At 60.2% G+C, this 20360-nt stretch carries 17 protein-coding genes; 9 read left to right on the forward strand and 8 right to left on the reverse strand.

What is annotated here, in order from left to right; genetic code table 11:
• Positions 1-48 precede the first annotated feature (48 nt).
• From AOP79_RS03595 to AOP79_RS03610, 4 genes are all read left to right on the forward strand, one after another.
• On the forward strand, positions 49-1485 hold the full coding sequence (locus AOP79_RS03595; protein ID WP_152647983.1) for a protein kinase family protein: 1437 nt from the start codon (positions 49-51) through the stop codon (positions 1483-1485).
• A gap of 102 nt (positions 1486-1587) precedes the next feature.
• Entirely contained in the window at positions 1588-2907 is a 1320-nt protein-coding gene (gene trxB, locus AOP79_RS03600; protein WP_082093321.1) for a thioredoxin-disulfide reductase, read from the forward strand.
• A gap of 78 nt (positions 2908-2985) precedes the next feature.
• The gene (locus AOP79_RS03605) at positions 2986-4296 is read left to right on the forward strand and encodes an aminotransferase-like domain-containing protein (RefSeq protein WP_439644672.1); all 1311 of its coding nucleotides are present in this window, start codon (positions 2986-2988) and stop codon (positions 4294-4296) included.
• A gap of 14 nt (positions 4297-4310) precedes the next feature.
• Positions 4311-5255, forward strand: coding sequence for a D-alanine--D-alanine ligase family protein (locus AOP79_RS03610; protein ID WP_152647984.1), 945 nt, complete (start codon positions 4311-4313; stop codon positions 5253-5255).
• Between the two features lie 122 nt (positions 5256-5377).
• Here the strand turns inward: AOP79_RS03610 and AOP79_RS03615 are convergent, their stop codons facing one another.
• From AOP79_RS03615 to rpmH, 8 genes are all read right to left on the reverse strand, one after another.
• On the reverse strand, positions 5378-6400 hold the full coding sequence (locus tag AOP79_RS03615; protein ID WP_062070491.1) for a ParB/RepB/Spo0J family partition protein: 1023 nt from the start codon (positions 6398-6400) through the stop codon (positions 5378-5380).
• Positions 6397-7413 (reverse strand): ParA family protein, encoded by a 1017-nt coding sequence (locus AOP79_RS03620; protein ID WP_304512068.1) that lies wholly within the window; start codon positions 7411-7413, stop codon positions 6397-6399. The genes AOP79_RS03615 and AOP79_RS03620 overlap by 4 nt, the downstream gene beginning before the upstream one ends.
• Positions 7414-10135: 2722 nt before the next feature.
• The gene (gene rsmG, locus AOP79_RS03625) at positions 10136-10801 is read right to left on the reverse strand and encodes a 16S rRNA (guanine(527)-N(7))-methyltransferase RsmG (RefSeq protein ID WP_062070493.1); all 666 of its coding nucleotides are present in this window, start codon (positions 10799-10801) and stop codon (positions 10136-10138) included.
• Between the two features lie 136 nt (positions 10802-10937).
• Complete coding sequence (locus tag AOP79_RS03630; protein ID WP_062070495.1) at positions 10938-11423, reverse strand: Jag family protein; 486 nt, start codon at positions 11421-11423, stop codon at positions 10938-10940.
• On the reverse strand, positions 11416-12471 hold the full coding sequence (yidC, locus tag AOP79_RS03635; protein WP_082093322.1) for a membrane protein insertase YidC: 1056 nt from the start codon (positions 12469-12471) through the stop codon (positions 11416-11418). The genes AOP79_RS03630 and yidC overlap by 8 nt, the downstream gene beginning before the upstream one ends.
• Positions 12472-12486: 15 nt before the next feature.
• Positions 12487-12807: a membrane protein insertion efficiency factor YidD gene (gene yidD, locus AOP79_RS03640; protein WP_062070497.1), complete on the reverse strand. Its 321-nt coding sequence runs from the start codon at positions 12805-12807 to the stop codon at positions 12487-12489.
• Positions 12804-13130 carry a ribonuclease P protein component gene (rnpA, locus tag AOP79_RS12075; RefSeq protein ID WP_062070503.1) on the reverse strand — a complete coding sequence of 109 codons (327 nt, stop codon included), beginning with the start codon at positions 13128-13130 and terminating at the stop codon, positions 12804-12806. Before rnpA ends, yidD begins: the two co-directional genes overlap by 4 nt.
• A 22-nt stretch (positions 13131-13152) precedes the next feature.
• Positions 13153-13290: a 50S ribosomal protein L34 gene (rpmH, locus tag AOP79_RS11555; protein WP_082093373.1), complete on the reverse strand. Its 138-nt coding sequence runs from the start codon at positions 13288-13290 to the stop codon at positions 13153-13155.
• A gap of 240 nt (positions 13291-13530) precedes the next feature.
• Between rpmH and dnaA the strand changes: the two genes are divergently transcribed.
• The 5 genes from dnaA to gyrB all read left to right on the forward strand — a co-directional run bounded on the left by dnaA (position 13531) and on the right by gyrB (position 20342).
• Entirely contained in the window at positions 13531-14934 is a 1404-nt protein-coding gene (dnaA, locus tag AOP79_RS03650; RefSeq protein ID WP_062070505.1) for a chromosomal replication initiator protein DnaA, read from the forward strand.
• Positions 14935-15340: 406 nt separating this feature from the next.
• Positions 15341-16468, forward strand: coding sequence for a DNA polymerase III subunit beta (dnaN, locus tag AOP79_RS03655; RefSeq protein WP_062070507.1), 1128 nt, complete (start codon positions 15341-15343; stop codon positions 16466-16468).
• A gap of 3 nt (positions 16469-16471) precedes the next feature.
• Positions 16472-17635: a DNA replication/repair protein RecF gene (recF, locus tag AOP79_RS03660; RefSeq protein ID WP_062070509.1), complete on the forward strand. Its 1164-nt coding sequence runs from the start codon at positions 16472-16474 to the stop codon at positions 17633-17635.
• Positions 17628-18191 (forward strand): DciA family protein, encoded by a 564-nt coding sequence (locus AOP79_RS03665; RefSeq protein ID WP_062070510.1) that lies wholly within the window; start codon positions 17628-17630, stop codon positions 18189-18191. Before recF ends, AOP79_RS03665 begins: the two co-directional genes overlap by 8 nt.
• Positions 18192-18329: 138 nt before the next feature.
• Complete coding sequence (gene gyrB / locus AOP79_RS03670) at positions 18330-20342, forward strand: DNA topoisomerase (ATP-hydrolyzing) subunit B (protein ID WP_236683202.1); 2013 nt, start codon at positions 18330-18332, stop codon at positions 20340-20342.
• The last annotated feature ends 18 nt before the right edge of the window (positions 20343-20360 follow it).

Consider the following 20360-nt stretch of genomic DNA (forward strand, 5'->3'; position numbering starts at 1 on the left):
TATGATGGTGGTCATTCCCTCACTCCCCCGGCTGAAGGAGCCATCACGGTGAAACCAGGTACGACGCTAGGACGGCGTTTTACCTTGGTGAACCCGGTAGAGGACGCTCCCGCACACACCGAACGCTGGATTGCTGAGGATTCCCGACTTGCTCAAAAGGTCACCGTCGACCTTGTCCGCGGCGAATCAAGTGCTCGAATTCGACAGGCTTCGGTGCGCGCGGCGCAGGTACGTGACGCCCGCTTTGCCCGCATCGTTTCCAGCGGCAGGCACTCCGAAGATGGCGCATCGCTGATCTACGTCGTGTCGGAACGCCCGCGTGGCGTCAGTGCGGCCGACATCGTCGCCAAGGGCCACACGTCGGCTGATGTGGCGAGTGCACTCGTGTCTGAAGCTGCGCGGGCTCTCTCGGTGGCCGGCGCGCAGGGGACGTCTCACGGTGCGTTGACCCTTTCCTCGCTGTTGGTGTCGCCCTCGGGGCGCGTCATCGTCACAGGCTGGGGTGTTGACGGGCCCGTGGCCTTGGCTCATGACGAGATCGAAGAGATCTCGGAGGAAGCCGACGTCCGTGCACTCGCTGCAATCTACGTCAGCATCGTGACTGGCACCGATGCCGTTGCTGAGTCGGAAGCTGGAAGCGTCGAGTCCGAACGTGACGGCACTGAATCTGATGGTGACCGGTCTGACGGCACCGAGTCTGACGCCGACGACATCGAACACGAGGTCGAAGAGGATACTTCGGTCGAATCCGCCCGTCTCGCGAGATACCAAGCTGGGGAGGTTCCCACCACCCTCTCCGCCCTGATCCGTGACCTCGGCGTGCCCCCAGCCGGCGCGCTACGCAAGGCCGCAATCGCTACGGCCGCACCATCGGCCATTTCAGTCCTGTCCCCCGCCTCCGCCGCCACGCCACCGTCTCCGGTGTCCTCATTGACGGTTCCCACCGTGGCACCCGAAGGCGAAGACCAGTCACTTCTGCCCCTGGAACCGTCAGACATCGGTGTGACTGTCGAAACCATCGCCGCAGCAGCCGCCATGGTGGACGACCGCTGGATGCGCGCACGCGTGATCGCGTCTGCTCCCGAAGAGGTCGATGATTCCGAACTCCCTCCCCCGGACCCCAAAGAGGAACCGATCCGGGCGTGGAACACCATCGTCGACGCCCAGAATGCTGAACACAAGCCATCGTTCGTCGAGTTCGTCACGGGCACACTGCATCGGTGGTGGCCCGGCTCCGAGGCCATCGAAGCGGCTCACGTGCGTGCGCATGCCCGCGCCCAACGATCGGGGCCCCTCAACGCAGGTCCCATCGTGCTGTCCCTGACCTTCGTGGCACTCGTCATCATCCTGGTGTTGGCGTTCAAGTCATTCACCACAACCCCCGATTCGGCCACGGTCGACCAAACGCCGAACCCGTACCCCAGCTTCACGTACTCAGTCGAGCCTTATCCCTCGCCCAGCCCAGAGCCACCCGAAGAGGGCTAGATCACGAACTCTTCATGTTGGAGCGGGAAGATACGCCGTCTACGATCTGTTCAATGGGTGAGCGCAAACGCACTCTCCGCCGTCGTTATGTAAGGAAACACCGTGAGCGAGACTCGCAACCTGATCATCGTGGGATCCGGCCCTGCCGGCTACACGGCCGCTATCTATGCTGCACGCGCGGGACTTGACCCGTTGGTTGTTGCAGGATCCGTGACGGCTGGTGGTGCACTGATGAACACCACTGAGGTCGAGAACTTCCCCGGCTTTGTTGAAGGAATTCAGGGTCCGGAGCTCATGGAGACTCTCCAGGGCCAGGCTGAGCGCTTTGGTGCGCAGATCGAGTTCGACGATGTGACCGAGATGTCGCTTGAGGGCGACGTCAAGACCGTCAAGACGGGACTCGGCAAGGAGTACTCGGCGCACTCCGTCATCTTGGCAACGGGCTCGGCGTACCGGGAACTCGGCCTTGACGATGAGAAGCGCCTCTCCGGCAAGGGCGTTTCCTGGTGTGCGACCTGCGACGGGTTCTTCTTCCGTGACCAGGAAGTGGTGGTCATCGGTGGTGGCGACTCCGCCATGGAAGAAGCGACCTTCCTGACCCGCTTTGCCTCCAAGGTGACGATCGTTCACCGCCGCGATGAGCTTCGGGCCTCGAAGATCATGGCCGACCGTGCCAAGAACGACCCGAAAATCGAGTTCGTGTGGAACGCCGACGTTGTTGGCCTTGAAGGTGAAGACAAGCTCTCGGGCGTACAGGTGCGCGACCGTATCTCTGGCGAAGAGAAGACCATCGCCGCGACTGGAATGTTCGTCGCCATTGGCCACATTCCTCGTTCGGAACTCCTCACCGGAGTTGTCGACACCGATGCTGAGGGCTACGTCCTCGTCGAAGGCCGCACCACAGCGACCAACGTCTCCGGAGTGTTTGCGTGTGGCGACTTGGTCGACAACCGCTACCGCCAGGCCATCACCGCGGCTGGTTCCGGTTGCTCCGCCGCCCTGGATGCACAGCACTTCCTCGACAACCTCGCCGATGCCGCCACGAGCGGTGACGAGGCCGTTCCTGCTGTCACTGAGGCACCCGCGGCAGCCTTGCCTGCTGCGCCTGTTGCCGCCACGGAGGATTCTTTCCAGAACGAGGTCATCGACTCGTCGGTGCCTGTGATTGTGGACTTTTGGGCAACCTGGTGCGGCCCGTGCCGCGCGGTTGCTCCTGTTCTTGATGAGCTGGCTGCCGAGTACGCGGGCCGCATTAAGGTCGTCAAGGTCGACACTGACGCAAACCCGCAACTGGCCATGGCCTACGGCGTCACGTCCATTCCCACCATGACTTTCTTCAAGGGTGGCGAGGTTGTGAAGTCCGTTTCGGGCGCCAAGCCCAAGCCTGCCCTGGCGGCACTTTTTGATGAGGTCCTCGGCTAATCCACTGATTCATTTGTGTGGGGCCGGGGTCATTGAGACCCCGGCCTTTCGCATGTCCGCATCCCAACACATGAAAGACTGACCCCCATGAGCACATCCGACCGTCACGGCACCCGACTCGATCCTTGGTTCGATGCGTACGCCGCGCGCGCCCACCGGATGAGAGCGTCGGAGATTCGTGCGCTGTTCGCTGTAGCGAACCGCCCTGAGGTGGTGTCTCTTGCTGGCGGCATGCCCTACATCGGCGGTCTGCCCCTCGAAGAGATTGGGGAGATGTCTCGTCGTCTCATTGTCGAGCAGGGCGAGGTAGCACTTCAGTACGGATCCGGACAAGGCGACGAGGGGTTGCGTGAACAGATCACCGAGGTCATGGCTCTTGAGGCGATCTCGGCGCATCCGGACGATGTTGTTGTCACCACCGGCTCACAGCAGGCCCTGGATTTGGTCTCCACGGTGTTCTTGGATCCCGGCGATGTCGTGGTCGCGGAGGCGCCGTCCTATGTGGGGGCCCTTGGCGTGTTCCGTGCCCACGAGGCAGATGTCGAGCACGTGGCTATGGATGCTGACGGCTTGATCCCTGCCGAGCTGGACCGGGTTCTTACCGAGGTCAAGGCTGCTGGACGCAGGGTCAAGTTCCTCTACACCGTCCCGAACTATCACAACCCTGGCGGTGTCACACTGGCGCTCTCGCGGCGTCAGGAGGTCGTCGATATCTGCAAGCGCCATGGGGTGCTCATTCTTGAGGACAACCCTTACGGCCTGTTGGGATTCGATCGCGAGCCCCTGCCGGCCTTGCGTTCGTTGAGTGAGGAAGGCGTCATCTATCTGGGGTCCTTCTCCAAGACTTTCGCTCCCGGGTACCGCGTGGGTTGGGCGGTAGCGCCTCACGCAGTGCGCGAGAAGCTCGTGCTCGCATCGGAAGCCGCCATCCTGTCCCCTTCGAACGCTTCCCAGTTGGCGATCCGCACATATCTGGATCATTCGGACTGGCAGGGACAGATCAAGAAATTCCGCGAGCAGTACCGCGAACGCCGTGATGCAATGATCTCGGCTCTTGAGGAGCACCTACCCCAGGCGTCGTGGAACGTCCCTGACGGGGGCTTCTACGTCTGGGTCAAGCTTCCCGAGGGCCTCGATGCTAAGTCGATGCTCCCCCGGGCCGTCACCGCGCGTGTGGCCTACGTCCCTGGAACCGCGTTCTACTTCGACGGCCAGGGTTCCACCCATATGCGGTTGTCGTACTGCTATCCCACGCCCGAACGCATCCGCGAGGGCGTCCGCCGGCTCGCGTCGGTGGTGGAGGCAGAGATGGAAACCGTGAACCTCTTTGGGGTCGCCGGCAAAGGCCGTGGCGACGCCGTTGACTTCCCTTCACCCGACCTCGCGTAGCAATGGGAGATCTCATGAATGTCCTGGTACTTTCCGGTGGGTTGTCGCACGAGCGTGATGTTTCCATCCGCTCAGGTAGGCGTGTTCAAGAGGCGCTGCGTCACGCGGGCGCGAAGGTCACGGTGCACGATGTCGACTCCGACTTGATTCCTGCAGTCAAGGAGTTGGGTGACGGCGTCGTATGGCCGATGCTGCATGGGGCCTCTGGCGAGGATGGTTCACTCCAGGGTCTCCTGGAGATGCTTGACGTGCCCTACGTCGGCACTGAGGCGCGTACGGCGCGAGTGGCATGGGTGAAGCCCGTCGCCAAGGCAGTCATGAGTCGCTCCACCGTCTCTACGCCTGAGTACGTGACCCTCCCCCAGTCTTTGTTCCGTGAAGTGGGCGCCGAGCAGGTGATGGATGCCGTGGTTCACAAACTGGGCCTGCCGCTTGCCATCAAACCTGCACGTGGCGGTTCTGCTCTCGGAGTTTCCATTGTGCAGGAGCGTGCCGAGCTGAACCGTGCACTGGTGCACTGCTTTGCATACGACGCGACGGCTCTCATTGAGAAGGCGGTGACGGGCACCGAAGTCGCGGTGTCAATCCTAGGTACCGGCGCTGATGCCGCCGCACTCCCACCCGTGGAGATCTCGGCCAACGGACCATACGACTTCGACGCGCGATACAACGCGGGGCGTGTGGAGTACTTCGCACCTGCACGTCTCGATGATGCACAGTCAGCCGAGGTGACGCGTGCGGCGCTCGAGGTCCACCGACTTCTTCACCTTCGTGATCTTTCGCGCATCGACATCATTCTCGATGAGGAAGGCGTGGCGCAGGTTGTCGATATCAACGTCGCTCCTGGAATGACCGAGACCTCCCTGTTCCCTCAAGCCGTCGAGGCTGATGGTCGGGACCTCGCCAGCGTCTATTCGGGAATTGCTCAACACGCGCTTGAGCGCCACGGACGCGGCTAGCGCCTTTTATCTATATGAGAAGAGGCTCACGCCCTTCTCCTAAACCAGAAACAGTATCGCCGCAGGTAGATGGACCTTTTGGTCCTCACCTGCGGCGTCTGTGTCTTCCGGACTTGTCAGCGTTAGCCCGCCAAACCTGGGTCACTTGGGTCAATCTCGCGAATAATGCGGTTGAGGTCGTCAACGGTGGCGAACTCGATGGTGATTCGCCCCTTCGACTTCCCGAGCTGCACCTTCACGCGCGTGTCAAAGCGGTCACCGAGTCGGGAACCGAGGTCATCCAGCGCGGGAGTGCGTCCACCGGGACGCACACTGCCCTTCTTCTTCGGCTCGTCCTCCATGCCGAGAGTGACGGCTTCCTCGGTCGCCCGCACGGAGAGGCCTTCGGCAACGATCCTTTGTGCGAGCCGCTCCATCTGATCTGCATCTTCAAGGCCCAGTAGCGCCCGCGCGTGACCCGCTGAGAGCACTCCGGCTGCCACGCGGCGCTGCACGACAGGTGGGAGCCTCAGCAAGCGCAATGTGTTGGAGATCTGTGGGCGAGAGCGAGAGATACGTTCCGCCAACTGCTCGTGGGTGATGTCGAAGTCCTCGAGGAGCTGTTGGTAAGCCGCCGCTTCTTCGAGGGGGTTGAGCTGACTGCGGTGGAGGTTCTCGACGAGGGCGTCGCGCAGCATGTCATTGTCGTCGGTATTCCTGACAATGGCCGGGATTAGGTCGAGCCCGGCTTCCTTTGACGCACGAAGGCGCCTTTCGCCCATGATCAGTTCATGCCCGCCCGAAGGGAGCGTACGCACCACGATGGGCTGTAGGACGCCGATTTCCTTGATGGATCCGACAAGCTCGGCGAGGGCATCTTCGTCGAAGACAGCGCGGGGCTGGCGTGGGTTCGGAACCACTCCCGAGACATCGATGTGTGCAAAAGTGGCGCCGGGAACTGGGAGCAGTTCCTCCTTTGGCTCCTGCGCAGGGGAACTGAAGAAGACGTCGCGTGGCCGTTGCTTGGTTGCGGTAGCCGTGTCCTTACCTGATGCAGCTTCGCCAGTATCGCTACTGGCTACGTCCGTGGTGGCGGGCTCTTGTGCCGGTGCTTCTGGAATCAGTGCACCCAGGCCACGGCCCAGTCCCCTCTTCGCTGCGCTCACGCCATGTCCCTCTCGTTGTGCTCTGCGGCTACACCGCGCTCGGCAATTTCTTTGGCTACAGATAGGTAGGCCACTGCCCCACTGGAGTGTGGGTCGTGGGTAATGACGGTACGTCCAAAGCTCGGGGCCTCGGAGACCCTGACTGAACGTGGCACGGTCTGCGTGAGTGTCTGCTCAGCAAAGTGGGAGCGAACCTCCTCAGCGACCTCACGTGCCAGGTTTGTCCGGCCGTCGTACATCGTCAACACGATGGTGGAGAGATCAAGGTTCTTGTTGAGATGCTTGCGCACCATCTCTACGGTCTTGATGAGCTGGGTAAGCCCTTCTAGTGCGTAGTACTCGCATTGGATAGGGATCAAGATCTCTTGCGCCACGACCATGGCATTCAAGGTCAGCAACCCAAGGCTAGGTGGGCAATCGATGAAGATGTAATCGAGGTTCTTACCCGGGCCCTCCATCAACTCCATCAGTGCGTCATGCAAGCGGAACTCGCGCCGCACTACAGAGACAAGCTCAATATCAGCGCCCGCCAGGTCAATCGTTGCGGGGACACACCACAATGTCGGGATCTCGCTACTACGCTTGGCGACCTTCGCCATCGGAGTGTCGTTAAGGAGCACGTCGTAAATTGACGGAGTTCCCTCGCGGTGATCCACGCCTAATGCTGTCGAGGCATTGCCCTGTGGGTCAGCGTCAATGACGAGCACATTCGCACCGCGCTGTGCCAGTGCTGCCGCGACGTTGACGGATGTGGTGGTCTTCCCCACTCCGCCCTTCTGGTTCGAAACCGCGAAGATCCGTGTCTGCTTGGGCCGCGGGAAGTGAGCCGATTCAAGCGCCTTGCGCTGACGTTCGGTTTCGATCATCTCGTTAGCCAACGGGCTCCCAGCATCGTCATCCATGCCCTGGAAGGCGTCGTGGGTTTCACGTGAAACGTCCCCCCCGGGTCCGGATTGGTTAGTGGCGGCATCCACTTGCGAGCTCGGGCCGGTGCCCTTCTGTTCGACGCTCACACACACTCCCTGTCAGATCGCCCTTGTTTCACGTGAAACATGAGCGCCGTGTTTGGTTTCCGGTACGACTATGCACTCTACCTGTTCACGCCTCAGGGTCCACCTCGAAACCGTGTTGAATTGCCCGTATCTACAGGTGATTTGTACGTGTTCGTGGTGCCCCAAAGCGTGCAATGGCGGCGCCACAGCAGGCCCAGTTCTTGGGCTCGGTGGCCGTACTCGCCGTTGGAATTGTATGCAACCTCGTCCCCACACGCCGAGGATCTCCACCTCGCAGGAAGCGCTGAAGAAAGGATTGAAGAGGGGCAGGTCCTCTCGATGGCCTCTCCCAGCGCAAAGTGGTTCCCCGTAGCAACGGGTGCGTTCACGCAGTGCTTCCTACTCCGCGATGTACGGCTCTCTCTGCCGTGATGTGCTGGTCTCTCTGCTGGCACCCTTGCGCACGCTCGTGCGACGGTGACGGGTTGCGCGCTGGAGCAGCAGGTCCTCGGCATGGCGACCCAAGTGTGTGTGCTGTGAATCGTTCATCTCGGGACTGCGGGTGACCAGCACGCCGCAGTTCCCTGCGGGTCGCGCCCTGTGCGCTCGGTTGCCCATCCGCCCCGAAAGCAATGCCTCTCATGTGTCCACCCCTTCCTCTGTGAAGATTGCCCACTGGCGCTGAACACCTCCTTAGCGATGCGCCACACCCGCGCACGCTCCCCCGTAGCGATACCTCCCACTCGCGGGCACTCCACCTTGGAGCTGTGCCACGCTTACGGTCGCCTGTCCCATACTAATCTGTCTCCGGTGCCAATTGCTCCAGGTTCAGATCACGACAGGGGGCGCCAACCCGCTAGACCAGACCGGGTTCCCACTGGGTCGCAACCCATCCTCATTGCAGCGCCTTTGCACGCGTAGGGATAACGTGGTCTGACTGTTTCACGTGAAACACATCACCTATCTCCATGAGCGCTTGCCGTTCCATCCGGGCTCGCTGTGCTCTCCGTCAGTCAGGACTCCCTCTGTGGGTCAAAGACCACACCCACTCTTTGCCGACCAAATCCACCAGTGGCGCACCCGCCGTCGTTCGTGACACCTCCATCCCCGCGGAGAAGCCTGAACACCTGCGCGCCGGCGCCCCGTCTACCCATGTCGATACCCGCGCTCCCCTAGGTCGACTACCCTTGCCCCTAGTGAATATGGCATTGCCATCACGTGGGCCACGGGTCGCCACGGCTCTAGGGCATCCCCGTGCAGCACGGCGTGGGCAACGATTCATGTTTCACGTGAAACCAAGAACTGACTCGAAGTTGATCCCGTCCGCGAAAGAATCCGTGACCTGCTTTCAAGGTGCCTCGCTGGGGCCCGGGAGGGCCAACTCAAGCAACGCGAGATTAGCGTCAAGCAGTGGGGCGCGGGCGCAACATTCTGGTGACTGCGACCACGTCACGCTGAGGTCACACTTGATATGTAGAGCATCCAGGTGCCACCTTTCTCCTGGGGAGAACTCGGTGCATAACTAGCGGTTTACGCACAAAATGCCTGTGGATAACTTTGTGAACAACATCAACATGATTCGGCGCGAGTCCGCACTACCCGCCACGAATCATGTCCCCGACTGTCACCTCGCTCGACTACATCGGGCCCCACCTTCCCTTTGCTTTTGCCACGATGTCAAGCGCTCTTCATTACCGAGGGCCCTAGCGCCTGCGCCCGTGTGAAAGCCACACACCATGAACCGCACACCTTCACACCTCAGGTAGTGGAAGACACGTGGCGGCACCACGTCGGGCCACCGCAATGATGGGGGCGTAGCTCGCACACCTTTATCGGTGCGCACGCTGCGTCGAATCCCATGAGCAGCACGCTACGGAGTTGATTCGCGATACTCGCCTGTAGCCACTCCCCCGGCGTTACATACCTGTCCGACAAATGAAGACGCGAGCAACTGCCGACCGAGGGCCGCGTGCTCACGCTGCGTTGCTCTGCAATACGCGGGCCCTACAAATATGTATCTCGGCATACCCGAGCAGACGTTGAACAGTTGGCTCAACAACAACGACTTGACCACACCGGAGGAATCACGTCGCCGCACACGACCGGTCCATGCAGGCAACCTCCACGCAGCTACCCTCCATGCTTCCACTTTCTATGCACCCATCCTCCACGCATGCACCGTCAACGCTTGCGACCTGTCCTACGATGTGTGCCATCGGACGACGACCCCGACATTGCACGCGTCGAGATATCCCGCATGAAGGTTCAGACAACTGAGTTGTTCCGGGATCGCCACATCCCGGGGTCACGATAAGAAGTGCCAACGTGGAATCCCGGCATCAACGGACCAGGGATTCCTACCGCGAATCTCGCACGTTCTCCTCAGACGAGTTCTTCGAACCCGAGCCATCTCCCCCACGCGAAGCTTCACCCCACACAAAGTCTCACCCCAACACGCAGTCTCTCAATCGAACGGTCCACCAACGCGAACAGACCACCAACCCCAACCGGCCCCCAAATCCGAGTCTCGCACAGACGAGGAATCCAGTTCTGAGGCAAACGTGGCTCACCTCCAGGACTCAGCTGAGTCGCCTCACGGGCGCACGGTGGTCTGCCGTCAGTTCTCAGAGCCGCAATTCAAGCCATCGTGAGCATGCGAACCGCGCGACTTCGAGCCAAAAAGTTGTGTGAGAGCGATTCTGAGCGATTTCTAGCACATCCGCCGGAGTGGAATTTGGGGAGTTTAGGCTCGTGTGAGCGTCACAACCGTTGTGGGCTCAACGCTAGCGAGCGTGGCAGCGTCATGAACCTCCCCCACAAGGCCGGCGCGTCGCAAAACATACTTCGCTCGCTCAAGTTCGTCCGGTGCCGAACGACCTTTGAGGAAAGCCATGGAGCCCTGGTCGGACAGCAGCGGAGCACACCACTTCACTAATTTGTCGATCGAGGCTACGGCACGCGCAGTGACCACATCAGCTTCAACGCTTTCGCGAACCTCTTCAGCACGACCGCGCACCACGATGGCGTTGTCGATGCCACATCGCTCAGCCGCCTCAAACAGCCAGGCGGTCCGCCGCTCCATGGGTTCAACGAGAACCACGGTGCGCTCAGGCAGCATCGCTGCAATGACTAGCCCGGGCAAACCTGCACCCGAGCCGACATCGACGATGGTGCCCGTGCCAAGAAAGGGAACTACCGCAGCAGAGTTCAGAATGTGACGTTCCCAGATACGAGTAAGTTCGCGAGGACCAATCAGCCCACGCAACACTCCTTGGTCGGCAAGCAGATTCGCAAACGACTCTACTCGTTCAAAAGAGTCACCGAAGAACTCTGCGACTGCGGGATCACCTTCAAGAGGGTCGTTCGCAAGTGTGCGCAACTCGGCGGGCACTTCCTCGTTTTCACTCATCGGATTCCCTCCCTCTGATCCCTTACTCATTCACTTCGCGTACAGGTCACTCTGCAGCTGTCGCTGTCGTATTCACCGCGCATGTTTCACGTGAAACGCCGACCTAAGACGATGTTTCACGTGAAACAGACTAAGACTACGAAGCGGGAAGAACCACCACGTGACGGTTGGGGTCTTCTCCCTCAGACTCCGACGAGAGTCCCGCTTCCAACACCACATCGTGAACGACCTTGCGCTCAAAGGCGTTCATGGGTTCGAGGGCAACCTTCTGTCCCGTCTCGCGTACTTCACCAATGGCAGTACGCGCCTGCTCGGCCAGACGTTCCTTGCGGCCTGCGCGGAAGTCCGCGACGTCCAGCATCAGTCGGCTCAGTTGTGCTGTTTCCGATTGAACTGCGAGCCGAGTCAGATCCTGCAAAGCATCGAGTACTTCTCCGTCGGGACCCACCAGCCTCTTGAGATCCTGGTTAGGACCTTCCGAAACTACGGCGACCTTCGCGCGCCCCGCCTCAACAGAAATATCGATGTCGCCATCCATGTCGAGAATGTCGAGCAGTTCCTCGAGGAAATCCGCGGCGATGTCGCCCTCGGCCTCAAGGCTGTCCTTGGTGTTCTCAGTCATCTTGGTCCTTCTTGTCTTTGGTGTCGGAGGACTCTGAGTCCTCCGATGCGTCTGGTGAAGAGTTCTTTGGATCAGTTGAAGGAGCGCCCTTCTTGCGCTGTGAACGAGGTGCACCCTTCTTTGGCTGCTGGCGCTGGCCGCTCTTCTTCGAGTCGGACTCGTCTGTGACGTCTTCGCTTGCTGCCTCGATCACTTGACCTTTGCGGCGCGCCTTTGCTTCCTTTTTCTCCTGCAACTGGAGTGCGGCGGCTGACCCCGGCGTCGGGTTGCGCTTGATGACGTAGTACTGCTGTCCCATGGTCCACAAGTTGGTCGTGGTCCAGTAGATCAGCACACCCACAGGGAAGTTCGGACCGGTGATCACGAAGATAAAGGGCAGTGCGTACATCAGTACCTTCTGCTGCTGAGCCATCGGTCCTTCGAGCGCCGAGGCGGGCATGTTCTTACGCGTGATCTGGTGCTGGGTGGTGAACGTCGTTGCCACCATCATGATGATCAGAACGATCGAAACGATGATGGGAGCAGGGTTCCCCGAGCCCCACTGACCCACGAGCGTGTCGGAAAGCTTGGCGCCGAACAGTGTTGCATCGTGTGCTTCCACGGCAAGTTCAGTGGTCAAGAGTCCAATGGGCTTGGCCTCGTCGACACCTTCGATGCGGTAGTTCAGCACTCGGAACAGCGCGAAGAAGATAGGTGCCTGAACCAGAATTGGAAGACAGGATGAGAACGGATTTGTCTTGTGTTTGGCATACAGCGCCATGGTTTCGCGCTGCATCGCTTCGCGAGATGCCTGATCCTTTTTGCCCTTGTACTTGGCCTGGATCTGCTTCATCTCCGGCGCCAACAGCTGCATAGCGCGCTGCGACTTAATCTGCTTGACGAACAGGGGAATGAGCAGAATACGAATCGTGACAACGAGTCCCACGATTGCGAGCGACCAGGCCGCGCCTGAGTCTGACTCGAGTCCCATTGCAGTGAACAGCCAGTGCCAGAGCACCATGATGTTCGCCACACACCACTCAAGCGGGTACATGATCGTATCAAACATACGCTTCAGAGATCCTTACGATTGCACGAGCGAGGCCGCGGCCTCAGGGGAAGTTGAGGACTGTCGACGGAAGAGCGGTTCGCCACGCAAAGGTACGTCATCGACGCCGCCGTGACTCCACGGATTGCAACGCAGTACACGCCATGCACCGAGAACGAATCCGACGAGTGCGCCATGTTCGCGCACTGCCGCGAGTCCGTAGTGAGAACACGAGGGGTAGTACTTGCAGCGCGGTCCCGTCAGGGGTGAGATCACCAGCTGGTAAAAACGGATCACTCCGATGAGGGTGTATCTCGGAACACTCAGCACAGCGCGGCCGAGGGAACGCGAGTTCATGCGGTCACTGCTTTTCGCATTGCCGACCGCAGGGCACCGTGAACATCAGAGTAAAGTCCCTGGTAATCTACCGATGCGCTCGCAGGGAGGGCCCGGACAACTACGGACGTTCCCTGAGGAAGCGTCGGCAGAAGGGTAGCCATGATGGCACGCAAACGACGCTTGACGCGGTTGCGAATCACGGCACCTCCCACGGCCTTGGATACAGCGAAACCGGCCATGCTCGAAGCATTGCCGGTTTGCTTGATATAGACGACGACGGTGGACCGGCCACTCTTAGTGCCTCGGCGCATCACGGACTGGAAGTCCGCAGCCGACGACATTCGATGGGTGGCCGGAAGCACCTTACGCCGACAGCTTTGCGCGGCCCTTGCGGCGACGCGTAGCGAGAATTGCTCGGCCGGCACGCGTCCGCATGCGCAGGCGGAAGCCGTGCGTCTTAGCGCGCTTGCGGTTGTTCGGCTGGTATGTCCGCTTGCTCACGGGGTACTCCATGACGTTCGTTGGGGCTTGAGTAAATCAGCGCACTAACGCTACGCGCACATGTGGCGCGGGTCAAATCCGTGGAGAACCAATTGGTTCACGTCGGTGAACAAGATAGGCTCCCCCACACGGCAGCGCTCGTTTGGGAGCGACACGCCGATACCGGGTAACGAATGCGTGACACGCTATCAACCACCTGTGCACAACTGTGGGGATAAACACGCGTCAGAGGAGGACTTGATGGCGGACGACAAAGATCAGGATTCGATCGAAGCCATCTGGGCTCGAACGACATCCCGATTGTCCCAAGACGATACGGTCACGGCACAGCAACAGTCGTTCATCCGTCTGATCAAGCCCTTGGCAATCGTTGAAGACAACGTGTTCCTCGCCGTTGCCGAAGACTTCACCAAGAACTATGTGGAATCGACGCTCAGGCCGGGCCTGACAGCTGCGTTGTCAGAAGCACTCGGCCGTGACGTACGTATTGCCGTGACTGTCGACGCGTCGGTCACTCCCCCACAGCCGGTCGCCCAAGAGGACGACGACGTCAGTGTTGCCCGCCCAGTCACGACATCGGCCCCTTCCAAGCCTGCGCCCGCTGAGGTTGAAGACCCACATCTCAATCCTCGCTACACCTTTGACACCTTCGTGATTGGTTCGTCGAACCGATTCGCCCACGCGGCCGCCCTCGCCGTCGCCGAATCTCCTGGTAAGACCTACAACCCGCTCTTCATCTACGGAGACTCCGGGCTGGGCAAGACTCACCTCCTCCATGCGATTGGCCACTACACCCGTCACCTCAAGCCACAAACTCGGGTGCGCTATGTGAACTCCGAGGAGTTCACCAATGACTTCATCAACTCGATCCGTGATGACCGTTCGTTGAGCTTCAAGCGCCAGTACCGCGAGGTCGACGTGTTGTTGATCGATGACATCCAGTTCCTCCAGGGCAAGGAGCAGACCCTCGAGGAGTTCTTCCACACGTTCAATGCCCTGCACAATGCAGGCAAGCACGTGGTCATCACGTCCGATGTCAGCCCACGCAACCTCGATGGCATCGAAGAACGCATGCGCACCCGCTTTGAGTGGGGCCTCATGACAGATGTTCAGCCACCGGACCTCGAGACACGCATCGCGATTCTGCGCAAGAAGGCTGCAGCCGATGATGTTCAGGCCCCCTCGGACGTGTTGGAGTACATCGCGTCGAACATCACGAGCAATATTCGTGAGCTCGAAGGCGCGTTGATCCGAGTCACTGCGTTCGCTGCTCTCAACAAGCAGCCCGTTGACCTGTCGCTCGCACAGGTGGTGCTGAAGGACCTCATCTCTGACGACGACTCCGAGATCACTGCGTCTTCGATCATCGGTATCACCGCGGACTACTTCGGTATTTCGATGGAAGAGCTTGTCGGCACGAGTCGCTCACGCGTGTACGTGACAGCACGCCAGATCGCCATGTATCTGTGCCGTCAGCTCACTGATCTTTCATTGCCCAAGATCGGTGACAACTTCGGTGGGCGCGACCACACCACCGTCATGTACTCGGTGAAAAAGGTTGAGGATCAGATCGCTCAGCGGCGTCAGATGTACAACCAGGTCAACGAGATTCACGCGCGCATCAAGCAGCAGCGCCGCGCCTAGACCGTCTTCCACACCTCTCTGGACCCAAATTTTGGGGAGATTTGCGCATTTCACACTTGTGGAAAAAGTTGTGGAGACCCGTGGATACAGACGGGGAGCGCACGTGAACGAAATGTGAAGAACTACACGTTCCATGTGAACGGCCAGTGACTGTCCACGTGAACTTGTCATTTCTCCAGGGGTCGCTCCCCAAGGTCCTCACGACAACTTTTTCAGATCTACCAGGATTTTTGTCGTTTATCCCCAGTTTCCACGGGCCCTATGACAACTACTCACTCTTGTTCTTCCACCCATCCACATGCTGACCTTCATTGAGTTCCGACCGATCCGCGCCGCCACCCGTCATGTCCACTTGTCATAGCCGTGTGGTGGCGTAGTCTGTCCGACAGAATCTGAGGAGTTCGAGATGAAATTCACCGTCGACCGCGACGTACTCGCGGATGCCGTCGCCTGGACGTCACGTGCGTTGCCGGCACGTCCCCCTGTGCCTGTGCTGGCTGGGGTCCGGATTGAAGCCGATGCTCAGGGCACCGTCCGTTTGTCGAGCTTTGACTACGAGGTCTCGGCTCGCGGTGAATTCCCCGCTGACGTGGACGATGCCGGAGAGGCACTCGTGTCTGGTCGCCTGTTGAAGGAGATCGCGAACGCTCTTCCTCATAAGCCGGTCGAGTTCTCGCTCGAGGGCACCAAGGTGTCGGTCAAGTGCGGCGCGTCACGCTTCACGTTGGCGACGATGCCCGTTGATCAGTACCCAGCGCTGCCTCAGTTGCCGGAACACTCAGGCGTGCTCGATGGAGCGACGTTCCAGCAAGCCGTCAGCCAGGTCACCTCCGCAGCATCTCGCGATGACACATTGCCGATTTTGACTGGTGTGCGTGTGGAGATCGAGGGCTCAAACATCTCGCTTCTCGCCACTGACCGTTACCGACTCGCCTTGCGTGAGTTCTCGTGGAAGCCTTCCAAGTCCGACATTTCCTCGGTCGCGCTTCTCAAGGCCAAGGTTTTGAGCGACACGTCGAAGGCTCTTGGCGCTGGCGAAGTAACCCTCGCTCTCAGCTCCGGTCAAGGCATTGACCTCGTGGGCTTCGAGGCCGGCGGTTTGGTGACGACCTCGACGCTGCTCGATGGCGACTACCCACAGGTCCGCCGCTTGTTCCCTGATGAAAGCCCCATCACCGCTGTGGTGAAGACGACCGAGCTCATCGAGGCGACGCGCCGTGTGGCCCTCGTTGCCGAGCGCAACTCCGCTGTTCGCCTCGCTTTCTCTGAAGGTGAAGTGCGTCTCGACGCCGGTCAAACGGACGATGCACAGGCATCGGAATCCATCGAATGCGACCTGGTAGGTGACGCGATCACAGTCGCATTCAACCCCCAGTACCTGCTTGATGGCCTAGGCGCGCTGGGTAGTGAGTACGTGCGCTTGGGCTTTACGCAGGACTCAAAGCCCGTGGAGTTCGTGGGGCTTGCCAAGCCGGACGGCGACGTGGCAGCGGAGTTCCGCTACCTGCTCGTTCCCATTCGCATTCCCTCGTAGGACATGCGTGTCACGCATCTGAGCCTGGTTGATTTCCGCTCGTACGAGCTGGCGGACATCGAGTTTGGCCCGCGCGTGAGCACGCTCGTGGGGCGCAACGGCCAGGGAAAAACGAATGTGGTCGAGGCGGTACGGTACCTCTCGCACCTGTCCTCGCACCGCGTTGCCACTGATGTTCCATTGATTCGCGCGGGTGCTGAACGGGCTGTGGTCCGTGCACGGGTGGAAAAGTCGGGCCGCTCGCTGGCGCTCGAGGTATCGCTCAACGCCGGAAAGCCCAATACGGCGCGCATTGGCCGCTCTCAGGCAAAGCCTCGCGACCTTGTTGGAACGCTGCGCACCGTGGTGTTCGCACCTGAGGACTTGGCGCTAGTCAAGGGAGATCCTGGTGGTCGGCGGACCTTCATGGACGACATCGTGGTGTCTTTCCAACCTCGTCTTGCTGGTGACATGAGCGATTACGACCGCGTTCTGAGGCAGCGATCATCGATGCTGAAGACCGCGAAGAATGCGCGTGGCGATCTCACAATGCTGGATATCTGGGATGAGAAGCTCGCGGAACTTGGCGGTCGCATTGTTGCGGCTCGGCTCGCGGCGTTAAAGAATCTTGCTCCGCATGTCACGGCTGCATATGCGGCGGTTGCTCCTGAGGGCGGCGAGTGCACGATTGCGTACTCGACATCGCTGGATCTCGCTGCCACCGCTGGGGCAGACTCCGATGTTCCCTCCGCTGCTGACCTTGGTGCTGCTTTGTTGCAGCAAATGCAGGAGTTGCGCCCACGGGAGATTGACCGTGGAGTGTCGCTGGCGGGTCCCCATCGGGACGATATGACGATCACGTTGGGCGATCTTCCCGCAAAGGGTTACGCCAGTCATGGGGAGAGTTGGTCGTGTGCGTTGGCTCTCAAACTCGGCTCGTATGAGGCACTCACCGCTGATGACGGTCCTGATGCTGAAGACGACGGCGAACCTGTGCTGATTCTGGACGATGTTTTCGCGGAGTTGGACTCCGGGCGGCGGTCCGCTTTGGCTGACCGGTTGTCTGAGGCGAGCCAGGTGCTGATCACCGCGGCGGTCGCAGAGGATGTTCCGGCGGAACTTCGCGGCGAGGTCCTTGAAGTGACGCGCGGTCACGTCACCAGTGCTGGAGAGTCAACCCGTGACTGAAGACAAGTCCGAACCGACTGACGACGTTGGTTCACCTGACACTCCCGTCGACCCATCCACTTCTGGCGCAGACCTGGCGCGTCAAGCGATGGAGCGAGCCCGCGCATCGGCCCGGCAACGCGGCGCCTACCGGACCTCCCCCCGTGTTGCCCGCGAAAAGCGCGAAGAAAAACGGCGGGACTCACGACCCTTCGCTGCTGGTCGTGACCCACTCGCGATGTCCGATGCCGTGACGGCGCTGATGCGCCGCATGGGGTGGACTGAACAAGTTGAGATGTCCTCCGTGATTGGCCGATGGCGTGAAGTCGTGGGCGATCAGATCGCGGACAAGTGTGAGCCGCTGAGTTTTGATGAGGGAGTGCTGACCGTTCGCGCCTCGTCAACGGCATGGGCGACGCAGCTGCACATGATGAATGGCGATATCCGGCACCGCATCAATGAGGAGTTTGGCCGGGAGATTGTGAGGGATCTCAAAATTCTGGGGCCGACGGCACGTTCCTGGAAGCGTGGTCCGCGTACGGTCAAGGGAAGGGGCCCTAGAGACACCTACGGGTGAGGGTTCGAAAATTAGCTGGAGCGGCACATGCAGAAATACCGCCCAGCACTCACAGAATGGCCCTAGAACGCGCTAGAATAGACGGGAATACATCGCGTCCCGTCTGAGGCCGCGTCAGTCCCGTGAAAGGCAATATCTGTGGCCCAGAATGACGCGCCCGAGGCGCAGCCTGCGTATGGTGCCGAGAACATCACCGTCCTGGAGGGCCTCGAGGCCGTGCGGAAACGCCCGGGAATGTACATCGGTTCCACCGGTGAACGCGGCTTGCACCACCTGGTGTACGAGGTTGTCGACAACTCTGTAGACGAGGCACTCGCCGGCTATTGCGACTCGATCAGCGTGACCCTGCTTGAAGACGGCGGAGTCCGCGTTCAAGACAACGGTCGCGGTATCCCCGTCGACATGCACCCCACCGAAGGCAAGCCCACGGTTGAGGTTGTCATGACAATCCTGCACGCCGGAGGTAAGTTCGGCGGCGGCGGTTACGCGGTGTCCGGTGGTCTGCACGGCGTCGGTATCTCCGTGGTGAACGCACTATCGATCCGCGTGGAGACCGAGGTCCGTCGCCAAGGTTTCACGTGGAACCAAACTTTTGCCGACGGCGGTAAGCCACAGGGCACCCTGATCAAGGGTGAAGCTACAGAGGACACCGGAACGCAGCAGACGTTCTGGGCTGATCCGGAAATCTTCGAGACCACCGAATACGACTTTGAGACTCTGCGCGCTCGCTTCCAGCAGATGGCGTTCCTCAACAAGGGACTGTCCATCACGCTGATCGATGAACGTCCCGAACACGCGTCTGCCAGCGATGAGCTCGAGACCGAAGGTGATGACGACGCCCCGACGTCCCGTTCAGTGACATACAAGTACGAGGGTGGTCTCGTTGACTATGTCACTCACCTGAACGATGCCAAGAAGGCCGACCTCGTTCACGCTGACGTGATCTCCCTCGAAGCTGAGGATACGGACAAGAAGATCTCGCTGGAAATGGCGATGCAGTGGACCAACGGCTACGCCGAATCGGTCTTCACGTACGCCAACACCATCGCGACCACCGAAGGTGGAACGCACGAAGAAGGATTCCGTGCCGCGCTGACGTCGCTGGTGAATCGCTACGCCCGTGACAAGGGACTCATCAAGGACAAAGACGACAACCTCACCGGGGACGACGTCCGTGAAGGCTTGACCGCCGTCATATCCGTCAAGTTGGGCGAGCCACAGTTCGAGGGCCAGACCAAGACCAAACTGGGCAACACCGAGGCCAAGACGTTCGTCCAGAAGGTCTTTGGTGAGCAGCTCGCTGACTGGTTTGACTCGCACCCGAACGAGGCCAAAGAGATCATCCGTAAGGCCCTCCAGGCCTCGCAGGCTCGTCTCGCAGCACGTAAGGCACGTGAAGCAACCCGCCGCAAGGGTCTGTTGGAGTCCGGCGGCATGCCCGGAAAGCTCCGCGACTGCTCTTCGAAGGACCCGAGCATCTCAGAGATCTACCTGGTCGAGGGTGACTCTGCAGGTGGTTCCGCAGTTCGCGGTCGGAACCCTGCCACACAGGCAATCTTGCCGCTGCGCGGAAAAGTGCTGAACGTGGAACGTGCGCGCCTTGACCGTGCACTCGGAAACACCGAGATCCAGGCACTGTTCACTGCGTTCGGTTCTGGCATTGGCGACGAGTTTGAACTTGAAAAGTCCCGGTATCACAAGATTGTGCTGATGGCCGATGCTGACGTTGACGGACAGCACATCCGCACACTGTTGCTTACGGTCCTGTTCCGCTACATGCGCCCACTCATCGAGGCTGGCTACGTGTACCTGGCTCAGCCCCCGCTGTACAAGCTCAAGTGGACGAACGCGGATCACGACTACGTGTTCACCGACCGTGAGCGCGATGCCGTGCTGAAGGAAGGCCTTGCCAACGGCAAGAAGATTCCCAAGGACAACGGCATCCAGCGCTACAAAGGTCTAGGCGAGATGGACTACTCGGAACTGTGGGACACCACGATGAACCCCGAGACCCGCACCCTCTTGCAGATCACCATGGAAGACGCCGCCCTCGCGGACGAAACCTTCTCCATCCTTATGGGCGACGACGTCGAGTCGCGCCGTAACTTCATCCAGCGCAACGCGAAGGACGTGAGGTTCCTTGACATCTGAGGTCCACAACCACGGCAG

Source organism: Demequina sediminicola (assembly GCF_000975055.1).
Classification (GTDB): domain Bacteria; phylum Actinomycetota; class Actinomycetes; order Actinomycetales; family Demequinaceae; genus Demequina; species Demequina sediminicola.

Excerpts from the sequence above, each read along its gene's own strand:
- AOP79_RS03610 (WP_152647984.1), top strand. The coding sequence starts at position 4,311 with ATGAATGTCCTGGTACTTTCCGGTGGGTTGTCGCACGAGCGTGATGTT.
- rsmG (WP_062070493.1), bottom strand. The coding sequence starts at position 10,801 with ATGAGTGAAAACGAGGAAGTGCCCGCCGAGTTGCGCACACTTGCGAAC.
- AOP79_RS03630 (WP_062070495.1), bottom strand. The coding sequence starts at position 11,423 with ATGACTGAGAACACCAAGGACAGCCTTGAGGCCGAGGGCGACATCGCC.
- yidC (WP_082093322.1), bottom strand. The coding sequence starts at position 12,471 with ATGTTTGATACGATCATGTACCCGCTTGAGTGGTGTGTGGCGAACATC.
- yidD (WP_062070497.1), bottom strand. The coding sequence starts at position 12,807 with ATGAACTCGCGTTCCCTCGGCCGCGCTGTGCTGAGTGTTCCGAGATAC.
- rnpA (WP_062070503.1), bottom strand. The coding sequence starts at position 13,130 with ATGTCGTCGGCTGCGGACTTCCAGTCCGTGATGCGCCGAGGCACTAAG.
- dnaA (WP_062070505.1), top strand. The coding sequence starts at position 13,531 with ATGGCGGACGACAAAGATCAGGATTCGATCGAAGCCATCTGGGCTCGA.
- dnaN (WP_062070507.1), top strand. The coding sequence starts at position 15,341 with ATGAAATTCACCGTCGACCGCGACGTACTCGCGGATGCCGTCGCCTGG.
- recF (WP_062070509.1), top strand. The coding sequence starts at position 16,472 with ATGCGTGTCACGCATCTGAGCCTGGTTGATTTCCGCTCGTACGAGCTG.